Annotated in this window: 20 protein-coding genes and 2 tRNA genes; 11 read left to right on the top strand and 11 right to left on the bottom strand. The window is 59.3% G+C overall.

Going from position 1 to position 18829, the window contains the following annotated elements:
- Positions 1-25: 25 nt before the first annotated feature.
- Positions 26-1117, bottom strand: coding sequence for an extracellular catalytic domain type 1 short-chain-length polyhydroxyalkanoate depolymerase (locus tag AC1D2N_RS20650; RefSeq protein WP_130652263.1), 1092 nt, complete (start codon positions 1115-1117; stop codon positions 26-28).
- A 288-nt stretch (positions 1118-1405) separates the two neighbouring features.
- Here AC1D2N_RS20650 and AC1D2N_RS20655 point away from each other — a divergent pair, with 288 nt between their 5' ends.
- Positions 1406-1813 (top strand): low affinity iron permease family protein, encoded by a 408-nt coding sequence (locus AC1D2N_RS20655; RefSeq protein ID WP_018241771.1) that lies wholly within the window; start codon positions 1406-1408, stop codon positions 1811-1813.
- Here the strand turns inward: AC1D2N_RS20655 and AC1D2N_RS20660 are convergent.
- The 3 genes from AC1D2N_RS20660 to AC1D2N_RS20670 all read right to left on the bottom strand — a co-directional run bounded on the left by AC1D2N_RS20660 (position 1810) and on the right by AC1D2N_RS20670 (position 5522).
- Positions 1810-2169, bottom strand: coding sequence for a low affinity iron permease family protein (locus tag AC1D2N_RS20660; RefSeq protein WP_018445664.1), 360 nt, complete (start codon positions 2167-2169; stop codon positions 1810-1812). The genes AC1D2N_RS20655 and AC1D2N_RS20660 overlap by 4 nt on opposite strands.
- A 149-nt stretch (positions 2170-2318) precedes the next feature.
- Positions 2319-4436 (bottom strand): catalase, encoded by a 2118-nt coding sequence (katE, locus tag AC1D2N_RS20665; RefSeq protein WP_130652264.1) that lies wholly within the window; start codon positions 4434-4436, stop codon positions 2319-2321.
- A 189-nt stretch (positions 4437-4625) separates the two neighbouring features.
- Positions 4626-5522, bottom strand: a complete 897-nt coding sequence (locus AC1D2N_RS20670) for a hypothetical protein (RefSeq protein ID WP_130652265.1) — start codon at positions 5520-5522, stop codon at positions 4626-4628.
- Positions 5523-5857: 335 nt separating this feature from the next.
- Here AC1D2N_RS20670 and AC1D2N_RS20675 point away from each other — a divergent pair, with 335 nt between their 5' ends.
- Complete coding sequence (locus tag AC1D2N_RS20675; protein WP_018241777.1) at positions 5858-6037, top strand: hypothetical protein; 180 nt, start codon at positions 5858-5860, stop codon at positions 6035-6037.
- Between the two features lie 71 nt (positions 6038-6108).
- On the opposite strand, the gene AC1D2N_RS20680 is transcribed toward AC1D2N_RS20675, so the two are convergent.
- The 3 genes from AC1D2N_RS20680 to AC1D2N_RS20690 all read right to left on the bottom strand — a co-directional run bounded on the left by AC1D2N_RS20680 (position 6109) and on the right by AC1D2N_RS20690 (position 6957).
- Positions 6109-6438, bottom strand: a complete 330-nt coding sequence (locus tag AC1D2N_RS20680; RefSeq protein ID WP_130652266.1) for a glycine zipper domain-containing protein — start codon at positions 6436-6438, stop codon at positions 6109-6111.
- Positions 6439-6447: 9 nt separating this feature from the next.
- Positions 6448-6702 carry a hypothetical protein gene (locus AC1D2N_RS20685; protein WP_130652267.1) on the bottom strand — a complete coding sequence of 85 codons (255 nt, stop codon included), beginning with the start codon at positions 6700-6702 and terminating at the stop codon, positions 6448-6450.
- A gap of 180 nt (positions 6703-6882) precedes the next feature.
- Positions 6883-6957 (bottom strand) — tRNA-Asn (locus AC1D2N_RS20690).
- A gap of 117 nt (positions 6958-7074) precedes the next feature.
- On the opposite strand from AC1D2N_RS20690, the gene AC1D2N_RS20695 reads away from it, so the two are divergent.
- Positions 7075-7392 carry a hypothetical protein gene (locus tag AC1D2N_RS20695; protein WP_018445659.1) on the top strand — a complete coding sequence of 106 codons (318 nt, stop codon included), beginning with the start codon at positions 7075-7077 and terminating at the stop codon, positions 7390-7392.
- 95 nt (positions 7393-7487) lie between these two features.
- On the top strand, positions 7488-7829 hold the full coding sequence (locus AC1D2N_RS20700; RefSeq protein ID WP_130652268.1) for a hypothetical protein: 342 nt from the start codon (positions 7488-7490) through the stop codon (positions 7827-7829).
- Here AC1D2N_RS20700 and AC1D2N_RS20705 read toward each other — a convergent pair.
- Complete coding sequence (locus AC1D2N_RS20705; RefSeq protein WP_130652269.1) at positions 7826-8164, bottom strand: KTSC domain-containing protein; 339 nt, start codon at positions 8162-8164, stop codon at positions 7826-7828. The genes AC1D2N_RS20700 and AC1D2N_RS20705 overlap by 4 nt on opposite strands.
- Before the next feature lie 262 nt (positions 8165-8426).
- Between AC1D2N_RS20705 and AC1D2N_RS20710 the strand changes: the two genes are divergently transcribed.
- Positions 8427-8500 (top strand) — tRNA-Cys (locus AC1D2N_RS20710).
- A 71-nt stretch (positions 8501-8571) separates the two neighbouring features.
- On the opposite strand, the gene AC1D2N_RS20715 is transcribed toward AC1D2N_RS20710, so the two are convergent.
- Positions 8572-8874: a hypothetical protein gene (locus AC1D2N_RS20715; RefSeq protein WP_018445631.1), complete on the bottom strand. Its 303-nt coding sequence runs from the start codon at positions 8872-8874 to the stop codon at positions 8572-8574.
- A gap of 486 nt (positions 8875-9360) precedes the next feature.
- Between AC1D2N_RS20715 and AC1D2N_RS20720 the strand changes: the two genes are divergently transcribed.
- The 6 genes from AC1D2N_RS20720 (at position 9361) to exoR (ending at position 17379) form a co-directional block, all read left to right on the top strand.
- Complete coding sequence (locus AC1D2N_RS20720) at positions 9361-10026, top strand: protein-L-isoaspartate O-methyltransferase family protein (protein ID WP_197728250.1); 666 nt, start codon at positions 9361-9363, stop codon at positions 10024-10026.
- A gap of 333 nt (positions 10027-10359) precedes the next feature.
- Complete coding sequence (locus AC1D2N_RS20725) at positions 10360-11226, top strand: PopZ family protein (RefSeq protein ID WP_130652270.1); 867 nt, start codon at positions 10360-10362, stop codon at positions 11224-11226.
- Positions 11227-11341: 115 nt separating this feature from the next.
- Entirely contained in the window at positions 11342-14185 is a 2844-nt protein-coding gene (locus AC1D2N_RS20730; RefSeq protein ID WP_130652271.1) for a valine--tRNA ligase, read from the top strand.
- A 397-nt stretch (positions 14186-14582) separates the two neighbouring features.
- A complete protein-coding gene (locus AC1D2N_RS20735; RefSeq protein WP_018241787.1) occupies positions 14583-15857 on the top strand; it encodes an OmpP1/FadL family transporter in 1275 nt (424 codons plus the stop codon).
- Between the two features lie 87 nt (positions 15858-15944).
- Positions 15945-16556 (top strand): hypothetical protein, encoded by a 612-nt coding sequence (locus AC1D2N_RS20740; RefSeq protein ID WP_245484461.1) that lies wholly within the window; start codon positions 15945-15947, stop codon positions 16554-16556.
- A 19-nt stretch (positions 16557-16575) separates the two neighbouring features.
- Positions 16576-17379: an exopolysaccharide production regulator ExoR gene (gene exoR, locus AC1D2N_RS20745; protein WP_003558862.1), complete on the top strand. Its 804-nt coding sequence runs from the start codon at positions 16576-16578 to the stop codon at positions 17377-17379.
- 15 nt (positions 17380-17394) lie between these two features.
- Here the strand turns inward: exoR and xth are convergent, their stop codons facing one another.
- Complete coding sequence (gene xth / locus AC1D2N_RS20750; RefSeq protein ID WP_028732045.1) at positions 17395-18186, bottom strand: exodeoxyribonuclease III; 792 nt, start codon at positions 18184-18186, stop codon at positions 17395-17397.
- 229 nt (positions 18187-18415) lie between these two features.
- Positions 18416-18748 (bottom strand): iron-sulfur cluster insertion protein ErpA, encoded by a 333-nt coding sequence (gene erpA / locus AC1D2N_RS20755; RefSeq protein ID WP_018241789.1) that lies wholly within the window; start codon positions 18746-18748, stop codon positions 18416-18418.
- Positions 18749-18829 lie beyond the last annotated feature (81 nt).

The raw sequence follows: 18829 nt of genomic DNA on the forward strand, positions 1-18829 counted from the left end.
CCGATGGCCGTCGTGTGCCTTGCGACTACCGCATCAGCCCGGCGGACCGGAGGGCGTCTTCAATGATTTTCCGAATGCCGCCCCTATCGCTGCCCGTGCCGAATGGATCTGCAGCGTTTTCCGGTTGCGCAGCAGGGGCTTTCATGTTGCGCCGTTTTTCAAATGAGGGCACCAGACCCCATGACCTGGCAATTTCGACGGTCGAGGAAATTCCGACGTCAAGCATGAAGGGGCCGCTTGCCCCGTAGCCGGTGCCGACATCGAGAGGCGTGCCGTGACCCATACCGGCAATCGTATAGAGCTCGATCACTTCGACACCATGAGCATCAGTCCAGACCTTTCGCTGATGTCGTCCGAAATCTTCGACGCGCCTTGGCGATGCGTCGACGCCGTGGATATTTTTCCATTGCTCCACGATGGCATTCGCATTGGATGGCACGACGGTGCTGTCTGCGGTTCCCTGCCATATTGCTAATGTCGGCCATCGGCCCTTGTGTCCTGAAGCGTTTCTCAACCGCCGTTCCAGCTCTTTGGCAGTCGGGCCGCCATGGCCGCGCATTCGGTCGAACGCCTCGGGAATGGTTGCAGCACTTGCATATGGCAGGCCGGCAATGATCGCGCCACCCGCAAAAACCTCGGGATAGGTGGCAAGCATGGCGGCGGTCATGGCGCCGCCGGCCGAAAGCCCGGTCACGAACACGCGCCTGCTGTCGATACCGTGTTCCGTAACGACCTTTGCGATCATCTGGCGAATGGAAAAGACCTCGCCGTGATCCCGGCGAATGTCCTCCGGGTTGAACCAATTGAAGCAGAGATTTGCATTGTTTGCCCTTCGCTGCTCGGGAAACAGCAGCGCGAAGCCATAGTCCTCGGCCAATCCAGACCAGCCGGATCCGATATCATACCCGGCGGCAGTCTGGGTACAGCCGTGCAGGACAACGACCAGAGCCATATCTTTCCCGCGCTTCGACGGCAAATAGGTGTAGCCCCCCAAGGCGCCTGGGTTTGAGCCAAATGCGTCCAAGGCGACGAGATCGGGGCTGCCCTGCGTGGGTTGGGCGCGAAGGGTTCCTCGCAGCGCAGCAAGGCGTGCGAGGGTGTCTGACATAGATCTCATGAAAGTCTCCGCCAATCAGCAGCCGGGATGGCGGTGATGCTGAACTAAACGCGTCAGTCTACGAAATGGTTGCTGCGGTGCACAATATTTTTCAAGCCACCGGGCTTCTCAATGCATGGACACTTTTCTCATCAGACATCCAGCTTAGCGGCAGTCTTCTCCATGGTGCAAGCAGATGGGCGTCCGACCTCTGGATTGACATCGGCGGCGCCAGGAACTTCGGCCCGGATGTGGAGTTGATGTTGTCGATTGACAGCATTGACGCTGCGACCCAACGAGGCTTTTCAGATGTCGAACAAATCCAACTTCTTCTCTTCCTTTGCTACCGCCGTCGCCGATCTCTCGGGAAAGCCGTTCACCTTCGTAGCGGCTTTGGCGCTCGTGCTTGTCTGGGCGGTTTCCGGCCCTTTTTTCGGCTATTCCGAAACCTGGCAACTTGTGATCAACACCACCACCACGATCATTACCTTCTTGATGGTGTTCGTGTTGCAGAACAGCCAGAACCGTGACGGCAAGGCTCTGCAGGCCAAACTTGACGAACTCATCCTGACGAGCCAGGCGGCCAACAAGTTTGTTGGCATCGAAAAGCTGGAGGAGGGCGAACTCAGGGAAATGAGCAAGACCCTTGCCGAGAAAGCCGAATGCGTCGAGGAAAAGGCGGATGAGAAATCTGCCGCAGAGGCAGCGTCCGCCTAATTCGCCGTCTTTGAGATTTGGTCGTGGTGTTGCCGGCGCATTCCCTCGATTGCCTCGGCGTTTTTCTTCTCGACCGCAATCCAGTGGTTTCCTGCCTTGCTTGATCGGATCAGTTCGTCGAGCTTGGCATGAAGCGCCATCATGTCCCGATTTTGGGAGTGCTGCACCAGCAGCAAGATAAAAAATATAATGAGGGTACCGATCATATTGGTCAGCAGAAACCACCCGCGCGGAAAGGAGAAGCTGAGACCGACTGCCGTCCATATGACTGCGAATGCGACCAGCGTGACAGGGACCACAGGATGCCCTGCCCATGAGACGGCCCAGTCAGAGATCTGTCGAAAGCGCCAGCGCATACGGCTCTCCACAGCGTAAAATGGAAGACGGAGAGGCTTCCATCACCTCGCCAGAATAAATAGGGCGCCGCAAACGACATAAAACCCGCGTTTCCGCGGGTTTTATTCTGACGACTAGCCGTTCTCTCGCGGACATGACGACGAGACGGTCAATTCAATTTGACCGACGGCTCTCGGCCCCAGACCCGCAGTTTGCCAAGCGCCTGGATAAAAGCCGTGACGTCTTTTGCTGCTCCGAGCGCAATCACGCCCTCATCCAGTGCGTCGGCAATTCCGGCCTTCTGCATCAGCAGCAGCGCTGTTTCCACATAACCGATGAACTTGCAGTGCACGAAGGCATCCGCCACGAAATCGCGGGCCGTGGCCTCGTTCAGCAGTTCGCCGGTTCCCTCTGCCGAGGGGAGGAGGGCGACGGCGTCGTAAAGCACCGACGGTCCGCCGTCGATCATCTGATGTGCTTCGATCCAATTGCCGTCCGAGAGCGTCACGCCGCCGATCTTTGGCGCGATCACTTCGAATGTTGCCTTCTGCTCGGTGATCGCGGCAAGCAGCGCCTTGAAGATAGCGGCATCGGTACCATCGCTGACAAGAATGCCGAGCTTGCGTCCTTCGAACCGCTTCGGACCGCGCTCGACGATGCTGAGCGCCGGCGACGGCTCGAGATCCTGCCGCGTCGGCATGGCGGCATCGGCAGGCTTCGGCATCGATTTGAAGCCGAGTGCGTGGCCAACCTTGCTGGCCAGCGTCTCATCGATGTTCATCAGATGCGAGACCATACGCTCACGAATGACCGGCGTTTCGACCTTGCTCAGTTCGAAGATCAGCGCCGCAGCGATATGGCGTTGCTCGGGCGGAGTCTGGCTGATGTAGAACTGTCGCGCCTGGCTGTAATGATCGGCAAAGCTTTCCGGCCGCAGCCGAACCTTGGGGCCCTGCTCCTCGGCCGGGAAGTGGCGATAGCCCTGAACCGGCGATTCCCGCGGCCCCTGATTCCAGGAATTCGGCTGGTAATTGACGCGTCCGACAGGATTGCGCATCGCCATATGGCCGTCCTGCTGGAAATTGTGGAAGGGACACTTCGGCGCGTTGATCGGCAGATGCGTGAAATTCGGACCGCCCAGACGTTTCAACTGCGTGTCGAGATAGGAGAAATTTCGTCCCTGCAGCAGCGGATCGTTGCTGAAGTCGATACCGGGGGGAACATTCTGCGTCATAAACGCGGCCTGCTCGGTCTCCGCAAAAAAGTTCTCGGGCATGCGGTCGAGCACAAGACGGCCGATCGGTTTGACCGGAAGGATCTCCTCGGGAATGATCTTCGTCGGATCGAGAATGTCGAAGTCGAACGTGTCGGCGAAGTCCTGATCGAAAAGCTGCACGCAGAGCTCCCATTCCGGGAAGGCTCCCGACTGGATCGACTGCCAGAGGTCGCGGCGATGGAAATCCGGATCCGCTCCATTGATTTTGACTGCCTCGTTCCAGGCGACGGACTGCAGGCCGAGTTTCGGTTTCCAGTGGAATTTGACGAAGGTCGATTCATCCGCTGCGTTGACGAAGCGGAAGGTATGAACGCCGAAACCCTCCATGAACCGGAACGAGCGCGGAATGGCGCGGTCCGACATCACCCACATGATCATGTGCATGCTTTCGGGCGTGAGGGTGATGAAGTCCCAGAAATTGTCATGCGCCGACTGCGCCTGCGGAAATTGCCTGTCGGGCTCCGGCTTTACGGAATGAATGACGTCGGGAAATTTGATCGCGTCCTGAATGAAGAAAACGGGGATGTTGTTGCCGACCAGGTCCCAATTTCCCTGCTGGGTGTAGATCTTCACTGCGAAACCACGGACGTCGCGCGCCAGATCGAAGGAACCCTTGCTGCCGGCGACGGTCGAGAACCGGACGAAGGCCGGCGTCTTTTCGCCGGGCCGCTGGAAAAGATCGGCCCGGGTATAGGCGGCCAGGGATTCATATGTTTCGAAGTAGCCATGGGCGCCGTAGCCGCGCGAATGCACGACCCGCTCGGGAATGCGCTCGTGGTCGAAATGAAAGATCTTCTCACGGAAGTGGAAGTCGTCGATGAGGGCCGGGCCACGGGCGCCAACGCGAAGCGTATTCTGATCATCGGAAACGGGGCCACCTTGCGCTGTGGTCAGCACCGGCATGCCGTCTTCGGCAAACTGATGGAGCTCGCCGCCTGCACCCCGGTGCAGTTTCTGATCATGGATCGTTGCGTTGTCCGAGGGCGAGGTTTGAGAGGTCTTCTTGGCCATCTATATTCTCCGGAAAGGGTTTTACCTAACCGAAGCTCCCCAACGGCCACATGTTCCGCTGGATGCGAAATAAACCGCAACTGGGCAAGAGGCCACCTGGGGGCGGCCGATAGTCGAGCACGGGAGACCCGAGGCCCAACATAAAGGGGCGCGTGGCCTTTCGACCCTGCGCCCCGATTTCCGTCGATCTTAGATCCGGGAGGTAACGATGAGATCTTCCTCTTCGTCGCGCTGCGAACCGCCAAACGCTGCGGCGGCAGCAGCGATGAATGCCCCAATCAGAAGTGACAGTGCGCCGAGCAATGCTGTGGTGGAGGCAGCCTTGCGTGCCTCATCGGCGGCTTTCTGGGCGGCGACCTTGGCGTCGTCGATGCGCTTCAGCACAGTGTCGACGCGGGTGCGTGCATCGGCCTCGGAAAGACCGGTGCGAGCAGAGACGATGGTGGCAAGATAGGCCTTGTCGTCATCCGGAATCTGGCCGGCGGCAGCACCGTTGAGGAGGATGCGGGAGACCTCAGCCGTTGCAGCATCATCATCGGATGTTGCTCCTGCACGGGCCTGTTCAGGACGCAGCAAAGCGTCGGTAAAATAGGCGGTGGGCAGATCCGCGGCCCATGCCGTCGATGACGCCGCTGTACCTGCGGCGGTGGCGGCCGAACCCACGGCCTGTGCGCCCGCACCGGCAAGAGAGGTCAGCGACGAGGCTAGAAATCCGGCGACGAAAATCGTCGCCAGCGCCCAGCTGATGAAGCCATGCGCCGTGTCGCGGAAGAATACCTCGTCGGTGTGGACAGCCGCCCACTTCGTGCGCAGCCGGCCGGTGATATAGCCGCCGAGCCCGGAGGAGAGCCATTGCACGATAACGAGCCAGATCGCCGCCGTCACCCCGACCGTGCCGAGCGAGCTGCTTTGCCCCGACCAGGGCGACACCATCGTCAACCCAACCCCGGATCCAAGCAGCAAAAGAATGAGGGTCACGCCGATGGCAGCAGCGGCGCCTCCGAAGATGGGCCCCCATGTCATGGCGGATTTGGAGGATTCGACCGGAGTAGCAATCTCTCCGGAACCTGTCATTGAAACCGACATGATCCGTCCCTATCGCATAAACAGAGCAAGAAGGATGATGATCGGCAGTGGAACACCAAGCAGCCAAAGCAGAATACCGCGACCCATGAAAGACCTCCTGTCAGAAACTGACGTTACGTGGTTGATGCCACTCAACTTTGAACCACGGTCTTTGTTCCCGGCCGGCTTGGTCATCGACAATCTTCATGCGGAGCTAATCGAGATCGATAAGAATCTTGCGCGTTCGGAGCTGACGTCCGGCGAAGCGAGCGCCATATCTTGAGGGACAAGGTGATCTTGGCAGGAGAGAGCCGAAGCTCTCGTCACTCGGTCACAGCCAAACTGGAGAGGCATCGATGAAGAAATTTCGGGCATTTGTAGCAGCCGGGGCAATCAGTCTTGCCGCCATCATCTCGGCCTGCTCGACACCACCGAATTCCTATGGCACGGCATCAGGATATCAGCCGGGAGATTCAATGAACCCGGCCTGCGCCGATGGGTTCCGACCCGGCGACGGTCGTTCGTGCAGCTACTAGAGGCGGTCGTCTCTTTGCCCGTACAAGCAAACCGGAGCTGGCGGAGCGTCAGGCTGGCGTTCAGCAAGCCGTCACTTCTGTTTGATGGCAGCCCCAACCGCGGCGCCGATCGCGACACCGAATGTGATGCCGATCGCGGCGTCATCGAACAGTATCGGGCCGACTGCCGCGCCGATTCCGATTCCTATCGCCATACTGAGAGCCATGACCGTGATCTTATCCAGATGCTGTGGTGAGAGTATGTGTTTCGCTGCATCACCGCGAGCTGCGGGCGTGGTCCGAGCGAGGCAAGCTGATGCTTTGAGCTGAACAGAAAAAGCGTCTATTGAAAGTTCAAGACACTTTTTGAAAATTGGCCAAGACGGCCCGGCAGCGCGCCAGCCGGTTCTATTGACGGCCAATCCATCTCATTACCGTTTTTTCCGGAGATCACCTGGCAAAGCGTCAATGAGTCGATGTACTTTTCCGGTAGCGAATACGATGTCCTCGCGCGGCAGATGCACTGTTATCTCAATCTCTTCCCACCTGCCGCCATGGTCTTTTGCGAACCGGACAGCGGCTTCCAAAGAGGTAAATTGCACGGCCGGTGCGTTGGCGGTCCAGAACTGCACGCTGCAGTCCGCCGCACTGTAATCTAAAAATGCTTTTTCAGGATCTAGCGCCATGGCGTTTGCTTTACACCGCCGCCGGTTGGTTGGCCAGCGAATGCCTACCCGTCGTAAAAAGCGCGTTGTCCGCGATGCCCAACGCGAAAAGCCCTTGGGAGCATTCAAAAGCGGGAGGAAAAGTGGGAAGAAAACGCCTGCTTTCCGATTTATCAACGAAACAGGCGATTACTTGAAAAATGGCTCCCCGGGCCGGATTCGAACCGGCGACCTGTCGATTAACAGTCGAATGCTCTACCGCTGAGCTACCAGGGATCACTGCTTGGCGCGGTGTGAGTGGGCTAATACAAACGCTTTCCCGATTTGCCAAGCGGTTTTTTCAAAAAAATGAAATGAACTTGTATTTGGGGTGCCTGCGCCCATCTCTGGAGAATGACAAATGTGAATGATCGCAGTGAGACAAGTGGTGGCGAAAAGCGCAAGGCGCGGGCAGGGCGCTTCGGCATCGATCATGCAAGCGGCAGGCTTGTGCTCGGCTCCTTCAGCATCGGCATGCCGCGCTCGCGCATCGCGCGGATGGCACTCGGCGTGGCCCTCATTTTCTGCGGCTTGCTGGGTTTCTTGCCCATTCTCGGCTTCTGGATGCTGCCGCTCGGCTTCCTGGTGCTCTCGCATGATCTGCCGTTCGCGCGCCGGCTTCGGCGGCGGCTGGCGGTCTGGTGGCACAGGCGGCGAAACCCGGCTGGCTGATGGTCGCCCCAGTGAGGGGACCGTGGAACAGTGGAGCGCTTTTCGCATTCGTGGTTTATAAAGTGTAAGTGCCCCACAATGGCCCAGGTGAGGAAATGAAGCTATTTTTTGTGGTTGTCCTGTCAGCGGCGAGCATTCTCTCCGGCGCGCCCGCCGTGGCCCAGGGTGTCGACAGCGGCGGTTTCGACGCCCGTGGCATCTGCCGTCGGCCCGAAGGCTGCGTGGTCGATCACGGCCAAGGCGGCAGCTACAACGGGCCTCGCAACTATCGCAATTTCAACGGCCGGAATGAGCGTGATGGGAGGAACGACCGCGAGCGGGACAACCGGCGCTACCGTTCTCAGAACAGGAGCGACAATTTCGACGCCGGAAGCAGCCGACTGGTCGCAGGCCCTGAAGTTAACCGGGGCGTTCTGCCTATGCAAAGTCGCGTCTAGTTGGATCTGAGTTCGCTTTCCTCGAAAACCCCGCCATGGTCCGGATCGAGGCTGGTCGCCAGCAACAGGCTGCAAACGGCAAGGAGGAGGACGAGCTTCACTGCGTAGGATGCCACGGAGACCGGTTGTCGACGGCCCGGTGATACGCGAGACGGCGCTATATAATATTTGTAATAGAAGTGCGGATCATCCGTTTCCAGCAGGTTCTGGTAGACGTGCAGCGGAATATTTGCATGTTTCACCGGCGGAGAACCGGGGAATTTTACATGCAGATCCCGGGTTTCGGCATCGAATGCCGCATGCACGTGCTTCGATTTGAGGGCAGCCCAATCCATCGCAAGCTCCTATACCCTCCCGAGGATAATTGAGGCCCGGACGATGATCGAAGTCAAGTCAAGAATTTGTTTCAAATGCAATCATTGGCAGGAAATGGGGCATCGTTACGGCCGTGAAAATTCCAGCCTGCGCCCACTCCGTTTGGGGATGGAAAAATGGTCGTTTCAGCAACTGCGGAATGGCGTTTTTCCGAAATGCCCTCTTGCGATTTCCTTACGATCATTCTAAACGCTCGCCACGGCTCAGATAACGAGCGCGTGAGGCCTCGTGGCGGAGTGGTGACGCAGAGGACTGCAAATCCTTGTACCCCGGTTCAATTCCGGGCGAGGCCTCCAACATTCTTCCACATGATAGAATTAATGTGAAACGCCGCTGGCGCAGCGGTGCGGCATCGGCGTTTGCGATGCTACCAGATCCGCTGGCCGGGCGAAAAATCGAACTGTGACGGATTGATTCCCGTGAGTCGGTAGAGCGCCCTCAGGCCGCCCTTGCGGATTTCCGCCTGATATTCCAGATCGCTCAGTTCAGGCCCGTCATCGATTTCGGGGCCGGCGCCGAGCAGCCGTCGCATGCCCTGCGGCGAAATGCGGGTGAAGCTGCGAATGTCGCCGCTGCTGTATTTGATCAGCAGCAGGCGGGCATCGGCGTTGTAGTGAAGCGCTTCTATGCCGCGCGATTGGATCAGAAAGGTTTGCATGCGCACACCCATAGCGGAAGGCGAGGGCGCAGCAACAAAATGGTTGACGTAACGTTAATGCGCATGCGGCTGTCGAAGGCTGGATTTCAAAGGAAAAGAACGCATGTCAGACCTGCGCCCGCCGACATGAATTGCCGCAGCCGCGATGCGGGGGATATCTCCGAATGCGCTTCGGCGCCCTATCGCCTCCAGGTCGTTTCGCCGTCCAGCAGCCCGCAGCAGAATATGCCAATCAGCGCTGCGACGATGAAAAAATCGAACAGCGTGAAATATTCAAAAATCGCAGACATGGCCTGCTCCTCCTATTTCCTCCGTTGCAAATCATAACATGAGGGGGCGGAAGGTTCCACGCTGGAGTTGCAGCGTCCATCCTGTCTCCTGTGGCACGGAAGAGGCGCCGGCCGGATTCTTTCCGCCTGCGGCTGCCAAGCCTTGAAAGCATCCGTGGTGGAGATTAAGAGACGAGGGACAGGAACCGCTTTTTAAGAGCGAGAGGACATGATGGATTTCGAAGCAGCGCGCGCAAAGATGGTCGATACCCAGGTTCGCACGACGGACGTTACCTCGCATTCCGTGCTGACGGCGTTTCTCACGGTGCCGCGTGAGACTTTCGTGCCGGAGAAGGCGAAGCTGCTGGCTTATATCGACAACGATGTCGAGATATCAGCCGCCGCACCGGGAAAACCGGCCCGCTTCCTGATGGAGGCGTCGCCACTCGCCAAGCTGCTGCAGCTGGCCGCGATCACCAAGGATGATTTCGTGCTCGAAGTCGGTTGCGGCACGGGTTACACATCGGCGCTGCTGTCGATCATTGCCGGCTCCGTCATCGCGCTCGAATGCGACGAGGCGCTCGCCGCCGAGGCGAAGACGCAGCTTGCCGGATACGCCAAAGTTGAAGTCGTGACCGGCCCGCTCGAGAATGGCTACGCTGCCGGCGCTCCCTATGATCTGATCTTCGTCAACGGCGCCGTCGAAGAGGTTCCAACAACTCTTCTCGGTCAATTGCGCGATGGTGGCCGTCTGATCACGGTCGAAGGTTACGGCAATGCCGCCCGCGCCAAGGTCTTCGTCGCCGAGCGCGGCGCTGTTTCGGAAAATGTCTTCTTCAATGCCTCGGTCAAGCCGCTGCCGGGTTTCGCCAAGGCGCGTGAATTCGTTTTCTGACATCGTTCTTATCGACGAAATTCAGCGACGGGCGCCATCGGCGCCCGTTTTTTATCAATGCCGCTGGAAAGCCTTCACAAACATCATTTATGCTGACGCGACCACGGCGGACTGGATAGAGGCCGTGCGCTTCAAGTTCTGTTTCATGGATGTCGCCGCAGCAAAATTGCGACAGGCTTTGCGGGTGGCAAACATTGGGTAACAAAACTGTGCATGGCGGCATTCATTTGATTCGCGATGATTTTTTTCACGCCTGGGGTATTCTAAGGTCGTGGTGATTCGGATGAATGCTCCACACCATCCGGTCGTTGTTTTGGGATAACGGGGATAGAAATGGCTCAGCCAAGTGTAGCGCGTGAACCGTCCATGGAAGAAATTCTGGCCTCCATCCGCCAGATCATCGAAAGCAATGAGCCCGGCGCCGGCAAGGCGATTTCCGCATCCCTGCCGCCGGTCTACGGCGCCGATGAGGATGACAACGGCTCCGAAATTCATCTGACGGTCGACGACACCTATGCCGGCGTGGAATTCCCCGAACCGGTCATGCGCTCCTCCGATCCGCGTTTCGTCGCCGCCAATTCGGCCGGCACCGCCCCCGAAGCAGAAGTACCGGCCCGCGCCCTGTCGCTTGCCGATGTCGCCGCCCGCGTGCGCGCCGCCTCCGAGCGCAGCGCCGTGCAGGCCGGTCAAGCCCTGCGCGAAATTCCGAGCGGTTTCCGCCAGCCCGAACCGCAGCCGGCCGTGATGCCGGAACCGCCGCGCGCCGCGGCACCGCAATCGCAACCACAGCCTATTTTCCCCACTGCCGCAGCGCCCGTTCAGCATGTTGCGATCCAGCAGCCGGCCGAGCCGGTGTTGACGGAAACGCCTGGGGTGGCCGTCGCCGAGCCGGCGCCTGCCGTCGAAACAGCGCCGCCGGCTATGGAGCCCGCTCAGTCGTCGACCGAGCGTTTCCTGCCGAGCGTTCTGGACGAGGTCCAGCCGACGCTGCTTTCGGAGGATGCCGGCCTGCAGATCAGCCGCTCTTTCGAGGAGCTCGCCGCGGCAATCGACGGCGCAGAGCGCCGGTCGCTGGACGAGATCGCAGAGGACATGCTGCGCCCGATGCTGCGCGAATGGCTTGATGATAATCTGCCGACACTGGTCGAGCGGTTGGTGCGCGAAGAAATCGAGCGCGTGGCACGCGGCCCGCGTCGCTGATCGGATTGCTTTTTCTTGAAAAGCCGCTCCGGTCTCCGGGGCGGCTTTTTTATTGACTTGGCCGTGGCCATCCTATTTACAAACGCCACCCTCGAACCTCGAAATTGGTCAGAAAATGCTCGACAAGACCTATGATTCCGCCGCCGTCGAACCGAAAATCGCCGCGATATGGGACGAGGCGGATGCCTTCCGTGCCGGCGCGAACGCCAGGCCCGGGGCCGAGACGTTCACCATCGTGATCCCGCCGCCGAACGTCACCGGTTCGCTGCACATGGGCCATGCGCTCAACAACACGCTGCAGGACATCCTGGTCCGCTTCGAGCGCATGCGCGGCAAGGACGTGCTCTGGCAGCCGGGCATGGACCACGCCGGCATCGCCACGCAGATGGTCGTCGAACGCAAGCTGATGGAACAGCAGCTGCCGGGCCGCCGCGACATGGGCCGTGAAGCCTTCATCGACAAGGTCTGGGAGTGGAAGGGTGAATCCGGCGGCCTGATCTTCAACCAGCTGAAGCGTCTGGGTGCGTCATGCGACTGGTCGCGCGAACGTTTCACCATGGACGAGGGCCTGTCGAAGGCCGTTCTCGAGGTTTTCGTCACGCTCTACAAGGAAGGGCTGATCTACAAGGACAAGCGCCTCGTCAACTGGGATCCGAAGCTGCTGACGGCTATCTCCGATCTTGAAGTCGAACAGCATGAGATCAAGGGCAATCTCTGGCATCTTCGCTATCCGCTCGAGCCGGGTGTCACCTACCAGTACCCGATCGCTTTCGACGAGGAAGGCAAGCCGACCGAATGGGAAACGCGCGACTATCTGGTCGTTGCCACCACGCGTCCTGAAACGATGCTGGGCGATACCGGTGTTGCCGTCAATCCGGAGGACGAGCGTTACAAGTCGATCATCGGCAAGCATGTCATCCTGCCGATCGTCGGCCGCCGCATTCCGGTCGTTGCTGACAGCTACGCCGATCCGACGGCCGGTAGCGGTGCCGTCAAGATCACGCCGGCGCATGACTTCAACGACTTTGACGTCGGCAAGCGGGCTGGCCTGCGCTCGATCAACATCCTGAATATCGACGGCACGATCACCATCAAGGACAATGAGGATTTCCTCGAAGGCCTCGACAATCCGGCGGCGCTGCATGGCGCCTGGGACCGCCTGGAAGGGCAGGACCGCTTCTATGCGCGCAAGGTCATTGTCGAGATTTTCGAAGAGGCCGACCTTCTCGACAAGATCGAACCGCACAAGCACATGGTACCGCACGGCGACCGCGGCGGCGTGCCGATCGAGCCGCGGCTGACCGAACAATGGTATGTCGACGCCAAGACGCTCGCCGAACCGGCGATCGCCTCGGTCCGCGAAGGTCGCACCAGGATGGTGCCGAAGAGCTGGGACAAGACCTATTACGAGTGGATGGAAAACATCCAGCCCTGGTGTGTCTCCCGTCAGCTCTGGTGGGGTCACCAGATTCCTGCCTGGTACGGCCCGGACGGCCAGGTCTTCGTCGAAAAGACCGAGGAAGAGGCGCTGCAGGCGGCGATCCAGCATTACCTCTCGCATGAGGGGCCGATGAAGGCCTATGTCGAGGACCTGCTCGAAAACTTCAAGCCGGGCGAGATCCTGACGCGTGACGAAGACGTGCTCGACACCTGGTTTTCCTCGGCACTCTGGCCTTTCTCGACGCTTGGCTGGCCGGACGAGACGCCGGAGCTGGTGCGTTATTACCCGACCAACGTTCTCGTCACCGGCTTCGACATCATCTTCTTCTGGGTTGCCCGCATGATGATGATGGGCCTGCACTTCATGAAGGACGAGGATGGCGAACCCGTTGAGCCCTTCCAGACCGTCTATGTCCACGCGCTGGTGCGCGACAAGAATGGGCAGAAGATGTCGAAATCAAAGGGCAACGTCATCGATCCCTTGGAACTGATCGACGAATACGGCGCCGACGCGCTGCGGTTCACCCTGGCGATCATGGCGGCGCAGGGCCGCGACGTAAAGCTCGATCCGGCCCGCATCGCCGGCTACCGCAATTTCGGCACCAAGCTCTGGAACGCCACGCGCTTCGCCGAAATGAACGGGGCAAAGAGCGACCCGCATTTCGTACCCGAGGCGGCCGAGCTTACCATCAACCGCTGGATCCTGACGGAACTTGCCCGTACGGAACGTGACGTTACGGAAGCGCTGGAAGCCTTCCGCTTCAACGATGCCGCCGGCGCGCTCTATCGCTTCGTCTGGAACGAGGTCTGCGACTGGTATCTCGAACTGTTGAAGCCGGTCTTCAATGGAGAAGACGAGGGCGCCAAGGCGGAAGCCCAGGCCTGCAGCGCTTATATTCTCGAAGAGATCTACAAGCTGCTGCATCCCTTCATGCCCTTCATGACCGAAGAGCTTTGGGCCCATACGGCAGGCGAAGGCAAAGAGCGCGACACATTGGTCTGCCATGCCGAATGGCCCGCGCCGTCCTATGCCGACGACGGGGCGGCCGACGAGATCAACTGGCTGATCGACCTCGTCTCCGGCATCCGCTCGGTGCGCGCTGAAATGAACGTCCCGCCGTCGGCGACAGCCCCGCTCGTCGTCGTCAAGGCCAACAACCTGACGCGTGAACGGCTGTTCCGCCACGACGCCGCCATCAAGCGCCTTGCACGCGTCGAGGCGATATCGCTGGCTGACGATGCGCCCAAGGGTGCTGCTCAGATCGTCGTCGCTGAAGCGACCATCTGCCTGCCGCTCGGCAAGCTGATCGACCTTTCCGCCGAAAAGGCCCGTCTCGAAAAGGCGATTGCCAAGATGGAAGGCGAGATCTCCCGCATCGACGGCAAGCTCTCCAACCAGAAGTTCGTCGCCAACGCCAATCCCGAAGTGGTCGAGGCCGAGCGCGATCGTCTCGAGGAACTGAAGGGGCAGATCGCAAGCCTGAGGGCCGCTCTTTCCAGGGTGAGCGAAGCCGGGTAAGTTTCACGGACCCATTTTGGTAAGTTATTTCAAAGACGCGCCCTCCGCGGGCGCGTCTTTTTTGTTGTGATTCGTCCGGTTCGCGCGTGAAACGGCGCCTTTTCAGCACTTCATCCTGTGGATTGCTCCCATGCGAACCTCCAGCGGGCGAAAACTGCCACTGTTGTCGGATTGATACAGCTTCTGCAATGTTTGGAATGAAAACCCAAAAGTCCACCTGAAATTCGATAGGTCTGGAATAAAATTTTATTAACCAGGTTTTTTGACGTGTCCGTCAATTTCTTTACGTAAGTTAGCCGCTGCATTGCCTGGGAGCGCTGCCGTGGGGCGCGTTGCCATATCACGCGAACACTTACTAGAGTGGGGTCACATCAATTGCTGGAGTGGGGGAGACACAATGGCATCTCGTAGGTTTTCCAAGGGCATAACATCGCTCGTTCTTCTTTCGTCGCTTGCATCGCCGTCCTTCGCCGGCGGTCTGGAGCGCGGCGGATACAATATCGACCTTCTCTTCGACAATTCGAGGTTCGCCGTCCAATCCGGCGCGACCTATGTCATGCCGCAGCGCAAGCTGAAAAACGTCAAGGACACCGATCCCACCGATGGCCTCGGCACGAACGGCATTGGCGGAGGCTCGACCACGGCTGATGATACTGAGGATTACTGGATCCCCTATCTCGGGGTGAAGGTCGGTTTCGGCGACTCCATCGACTGTATGGGCGATTTTTCGACACCCTTCGGCGCACACACCAATCCCGGCGCCGACTGGCTGGGTGTCAACGACAACATCGAAACCAAGATCAGCACCCGCAACTACGGCGCCACCTGCTCCTATCGTTTCGATATGGGCCCCGGCCAGCTTCGCCTGATCGGCGGCGGGTTCTATCAGACGGTCGATGGTTTCAAGACACGCCTCGTCGCGCCGATCACAGGGGCGGCCGCGCTGGTCTATGACGGCACTGGCCGTCTGGATCTTGCCGACCAGGCCATGGGATGGCGGGCGGGCATCGCCTACGAAATCGAGGAATATGCCTTCCGCGCCAGCCTGGTCTACAACAGCAAGGTCAAGTATGACGATCTCACCGGCACGGTCGACCTGACCGAGGTGCCGAAGGCCGCCAATCCTGCCAATCCCTACCTTGGCGTCGTGACGCCGGTCTATGGTTCGGCTGAGGCGCCGGATTCCGTCGAACTCAAGCTGCAGAGCGGCATTGCGCCCGACTGGCTCGCCTTCGGTTCGGTCAAGTGGACGAACTGGAGCGTGCTGCAGTCGATCGCCTTCTGCCCGAAGGCCACCAAAGGCGTCGTCGCTTGCTCCGCCAGCAGCCAGCTCACCTCGCTCGATCTCTTCTATCGCGACGGCTGGACGATCAGCGGTGGCGTCGGCCACAAGTTCAACGAGCAATGGGCCGGCGCCCTCAGCCTGACCTGGGATCGCGGCACGAGCCAGGGCTACGGCGCCCAGACCGACACATGGACGCTCGGTGCAGGTGTCTCCTATACGCCGGTGGAGAATGTCGAGTGGCGTCTGGCCGGCGCGCTCGGCATCATGACCGGCGGAGAATCCGGCACCTACGTGTATAATGGCCGGACCTACGGCAACGACGTCTCCTATTCCTTCGGCGACGATCTGCTGGCGGCCCTTTCCACCAGCGTAAAGGTCAAGTTCTGATCTTGCTGCCCAAGTAGAAGTCTTCAAGCCCGGCAGTTCGCCGGGCTTTTCTTTGGGCGTTGGCAAGACAAATCGACGTTCCAATTTGTGACGATTCAGCAACACATTTTTACGACGTTTGGCGTATGGTGGCGGCAGGGCGAATTTGTCCATTTCCCGCCACAAAGAGGGCGCAGCGCTATTCGCAGGCGAGGAGATGGCAGGCGTACGGTGCGTGTAAATAGTAGCATGGGTCGATTTTTTTCCGGGTACATCAGATCGTACGGCGCGATTGGCGACATTCGTTCGATTGCGGTCGTTTCGCTTTCCGAACAAGGCAGTTCCGGCCGCCAATCCGGCCTCGCGATGAAGTCGTCGATCCGTTCATTGTCGCTGTTTTCGACCCGCTCCGATGAGCAGCCCGGCTTTGCCGAAAATGTCGATACCGGTTTCGTCACATTTACTGTTTACGAATGCGATAAAGGCGGGAAGGCGAATACCGCACCTGCCGAAAGAGTGCCACGGAGATTGCGGTCGAGCCATGCCGGGAGCCGGGTGGTTCTGAAGGATGGGCTGAGAATATCGCCTTTGAGAAAAGGCCAGTGGGCTGGATGCGACGCGGGTAAAGGAGCCATGGAGCTCGCCGCGGGATCGCTCGCCTCGAAGAAATACATCTGCGGGATGCACGGTGCGAGCGCCGTTGCCGCCTGCCTGAGATGAGCGAAAGAAATCGGTTGAAATGGTGACGTCCGAGTTCAAACTGTTCAAATTCATGCTGATGGGCATGTCGATAGCCGTAGCGCTGGCGCTGTCCGGTCCGTGCCGCGCATTCGACATCAAAGGTGGCGTCAGCAAGGAATCCGGACCCTTCGATCTCTTCAAGTTCGGCTTCAAAGCCTATAAGAACGGCCAGAAGGAAGAAGCGGTCGAAGCCTATAAATACGCCGCCGAAAAGGGCCACACCGGTTCGCGCTGGGCGCTCGCCAACATGTATGCCGATGGTGACGGTGTTACGCAGGACGATTTCGAAGCCTTCAAGATCTACAGCGAGATTGCCCAGCAGGGCGTCGAACCCGGCTCGGAAGATACGGGCTTCTTCGTCAACGCGCTGCTCTCGCTCGCCAGCTATTACAAGCATGGCATTGCCGGCAGTCCGGTCAGGATCGACCTCAGCCAGGCGCGCCAGCTTTATTTTCAGGTGGCCTCAACCTTTGGCGTCCCCGAGGCGCAGTTCCAGCTGGCGCAGATGATGCTGGCCGGCGAGGGCGGCAATGCCAGCCCGCAGCAGGCGAAGAAGTGGCTGAACCAGGCCCGCAAGAGCGGCCATCCCGGCGCCATGGCGGTCTTCGGCAATATTCTGTTCGATGAAGGCCAGACGGCCCGCGGTCTGGCGCTGATGACGGCAGCGCTCGACCGCTGCAAGCCCAAGGACTGCAGCTGGATGGAAGCGCTGCAGGAGCAGGCCTTCTCGGTAGCGAACGAGGCCGACCGCCGCACGGCGGTATCCCTCTCGCACACCATCGCGAGCGGTTCCGACGACTAAGCGCCGATCGGGCGCTCAGCCCGCGAAATCGAAATAAGCGATGACAGGCACGTGGTCGGACGGCTTTTCCCAGGCCCGCACATGTTTTTCGATCGCAGCCGATGTCATCCGGTCGGCGGCTTCCGGTGACAACAGCAGATGGTCGATGCGGATGCCGTTGTTCTTCGGCCAGGCGCCGGCCTGATAATCCCAGAAGGAATAGAACTGCGTCGCATCCGTCGTCGCGCGCACGGCATCCGTCAGCCCGAGATTTTCGAGCTTGCGGAACGCCTCCCGCGTCTGCGGCAGAAACAGTGCATCGTTTTCCCAGACCTTGGGATCGAAGCAGTCGTGCGGTTCCGGGATGACATTGTAATCGCCGGCAAGAACCAGCATGTCTTCATAGGCCAGCCGTTCGGCTGCAAACGTCCGCAGACGCTCCATCCAGGCGAGCTTGTAGGGATATTTCTCCGTTTCGACAGGATTGCCGTTCGGCAGGTAGATGCAGCAGACGCGCAGGATGCGCGTGTCGGACAGCGTGAACGCCGCTTCGAGGAAACGCGCCTGTTCGTCCAGCGGATCGCCGGGCAGGCCGCGGTTCACTTCGAAAGGTGAACTCTTGGAGAGGATCGCGACGCCGTTGAAGCCCTTCTGGCCGTGCGTTTCGACATGATAGCCGAGCGCCTCGATCTCCAGCCGCGGGAAACCTTCATCGACCGTCTTGATCTCCTGCAGGCAGACGATATCCGGATCGGAATCCTTGAGCCATTGCGTGAGATTGTCGATGCGCGCCTTGACGCCGTTGATGTTCCAGGTCGCGATCTTCATGGCTCTGTCCCGTTCCGCATCATGCATGTCGCCCAGAAGTGTGCAGCGGTTCTGGGATAACGACAGGCATAAAAAACAAAGAGCTAAAGCGCACCGCATGAATCAGCGTCGATGCAGCGCGCTTTAGTGCGCTTCTTTTATCGTGGTCTTTCACCGGCGGACAAGACGATAAACCGGCCGGAAGGAATTCTTCGGCCGGTTTGATGGGGAGTCCGTGCGTTTAAACGTTTCAGATCGAGAAACTGGTGCCACAGCCGCAGCTTGCCACCGCATTCGGGTTCTTGATCTGGAAGGATTGGCCAAGCAGATTGTCGACGAAGTCGATCTCCGAGCCCGCCATGTAGACGAGCGATAGGCTGTCGATCAGCACCTTGGCATCGTTCTTTTCGACGATAATGTCGTCGTCGTCAGCCCTGTCAGCAAGATCGAACTTGTAGGAAAAGCCCGAACAGCCGCCGCCTTCGACGGAAACGCGCAACGCGCTCTTGCCAGCTTCGGCGCCGACGATCGCAGCGATACGCTTTGCCGCGGCATCTGAAAGGGTTACACTTGTATCCGTCATGTTTCCTCCTGCCGGGGTCAAGATCCGGAGAGAATGGGTTTTGGCACTTGAATGTTCAAATGCCTGATATCAAAGAAACTT

It is taken from the genome of Rhizobium sp. P1_B8, assembly GCF_056406515.1.

What these genes read in the sequence shown, in the direction of transcription:
- AC1D2N_RS20650 (WP_130652263.1), bottom strand. Translation starts at nt 1,117, where the DNA reads ATGAGATCTATGTCAGACACCCTCGCACGCCTTGCTGCGCTGCGAGGA.
- AC1D2N_RS20675 (WP_018241777.1), top strand. Translation starts at nt 5,858, where the DNA reads ATGAAGAAATTTCGGGCATTTGTAGCAGCCGGGGCAATCAGTCTTGCC.
- AC1D2N_RS20735 (WP_018241787.1), top strand. Translation starts at nt 14,583, where the DNA reads ATGGCATCTCGTAGGTTTTCCAAGGGCATAACATCGCTCGTTCTTCTT.
- AC1D2N_RS20725 (WP_130652270.1), top strand. Translation starts at nt 10,360, where the DNA reads ATGGCTCAGCCAAGTGTAGCGCGTGAACCGTCCATGGAAGAAATTCTG.
- xth (WP_028732045.1), bottom strand. Translation starts at nt 18,186, where the DNA reads ATGAAGATCGCGACCTGGAACATCAACGGCGTCAAGGCGCGCATCGAC.
- AC1D2N_RS20660 (WP_018445664.1), bottom strand. Translation starts at nt 2,169, where the DNA reads ATGCGCTGGCGCTTTCGACAGATCTCTGACTGGGCCGTCTCATGGGCA.
- AC1D2N_RS20720 (WP_197728250.1), top strand. Translation starts at nt 9,361, where the DNA reads ATGATGGATTTCGAAGCAGCGCGCGCAAAGATGGTCGATACCCAGGTT.
- AC1D2N_RS20730 (WP_130652271.1), top strand. Translation starts at nt 11,342, where the DNA reads ATGCTCGACAAGACCTATGATTCCGCCGCCGTCGAACCGAAAATCGCC.
- exoR (WP_003558862.1), top strand. Translation starts at nt 16,576, where the DNA reads ATGGTGACGTCCGAGTTCAAACTGTTCAAATTCATGCTGATGGGCATG.
- AC1D2N_RS20705 (WP_130652269.1), bottom strand. Translation starts at nt 8,164, where the DNA reads ATGGATTGGGCTGCCCTCAAATCGAAGCACGTGCATGCGGCATTCGAT.
- AC1D2N_RS20715 (WP_018445631.1), bottom strand. Translation starts at nt 8,874, where the DNA reads ATGGGTGTGCGCATGCAAACCTTTCTGATCCAATCGCGCGGCATAGAA.
- AC1D2N_RS20670 (WP_130652265.1), bottom strand. Translation starts at nt 5,522, where the DNA reads ATGTCGGTTTCAATGACAGGTTCCGGAGAGATTGCTACTCCGGTCGAA.
- erpA (WP_018241789.1), bottom strand. Translation starts at nt 18,748, where the DNA reads ATGACGGATACAAGTGTAACCCTTTCAGATGCCGCGGCAAAGCGTATC.
- AC1D2N_RS20700 (WP_130652268.1), top strand. Translation starts at nt 7,488, where the DNA reads ATGAAGCTATTTTTTGTGGTTGTCCTGTCAGCGGCGAGCATTCTCTCC.
- AC1D2N_RS20685 (WP_130652267.1), bottom strand. Translation starts at nt 6,702, where the DNA reads ATGGCGCTAGATCCTGAAAAAGCATTTTTAGATTACAGTGCGGCGGAC.
- AC1D2N_RS20695 (WP_018445659.1), top strand. Translation starts at nt 7,075, where the DNA reads ATGACAAATGTGAATGATCGCAGTGAGACAAGTGGTGGCGAAAAGCGC.
- AC1D2N_RS20655 (WP_018241771.1), top strand. Translation starts at nt 1,406, where the DNA reads ATGTCGAACAAATCCAACTTCTTCTCTTCCTTTGCTACCGCCGTCGCC.
- katE (WP_130652264.1), bottom strand. Translation starts at nt 4,436, where the DNA reads ATGGCCAAGAAGACCTCTCAAACCTCGCCCTCGGACAACGCAACGATC.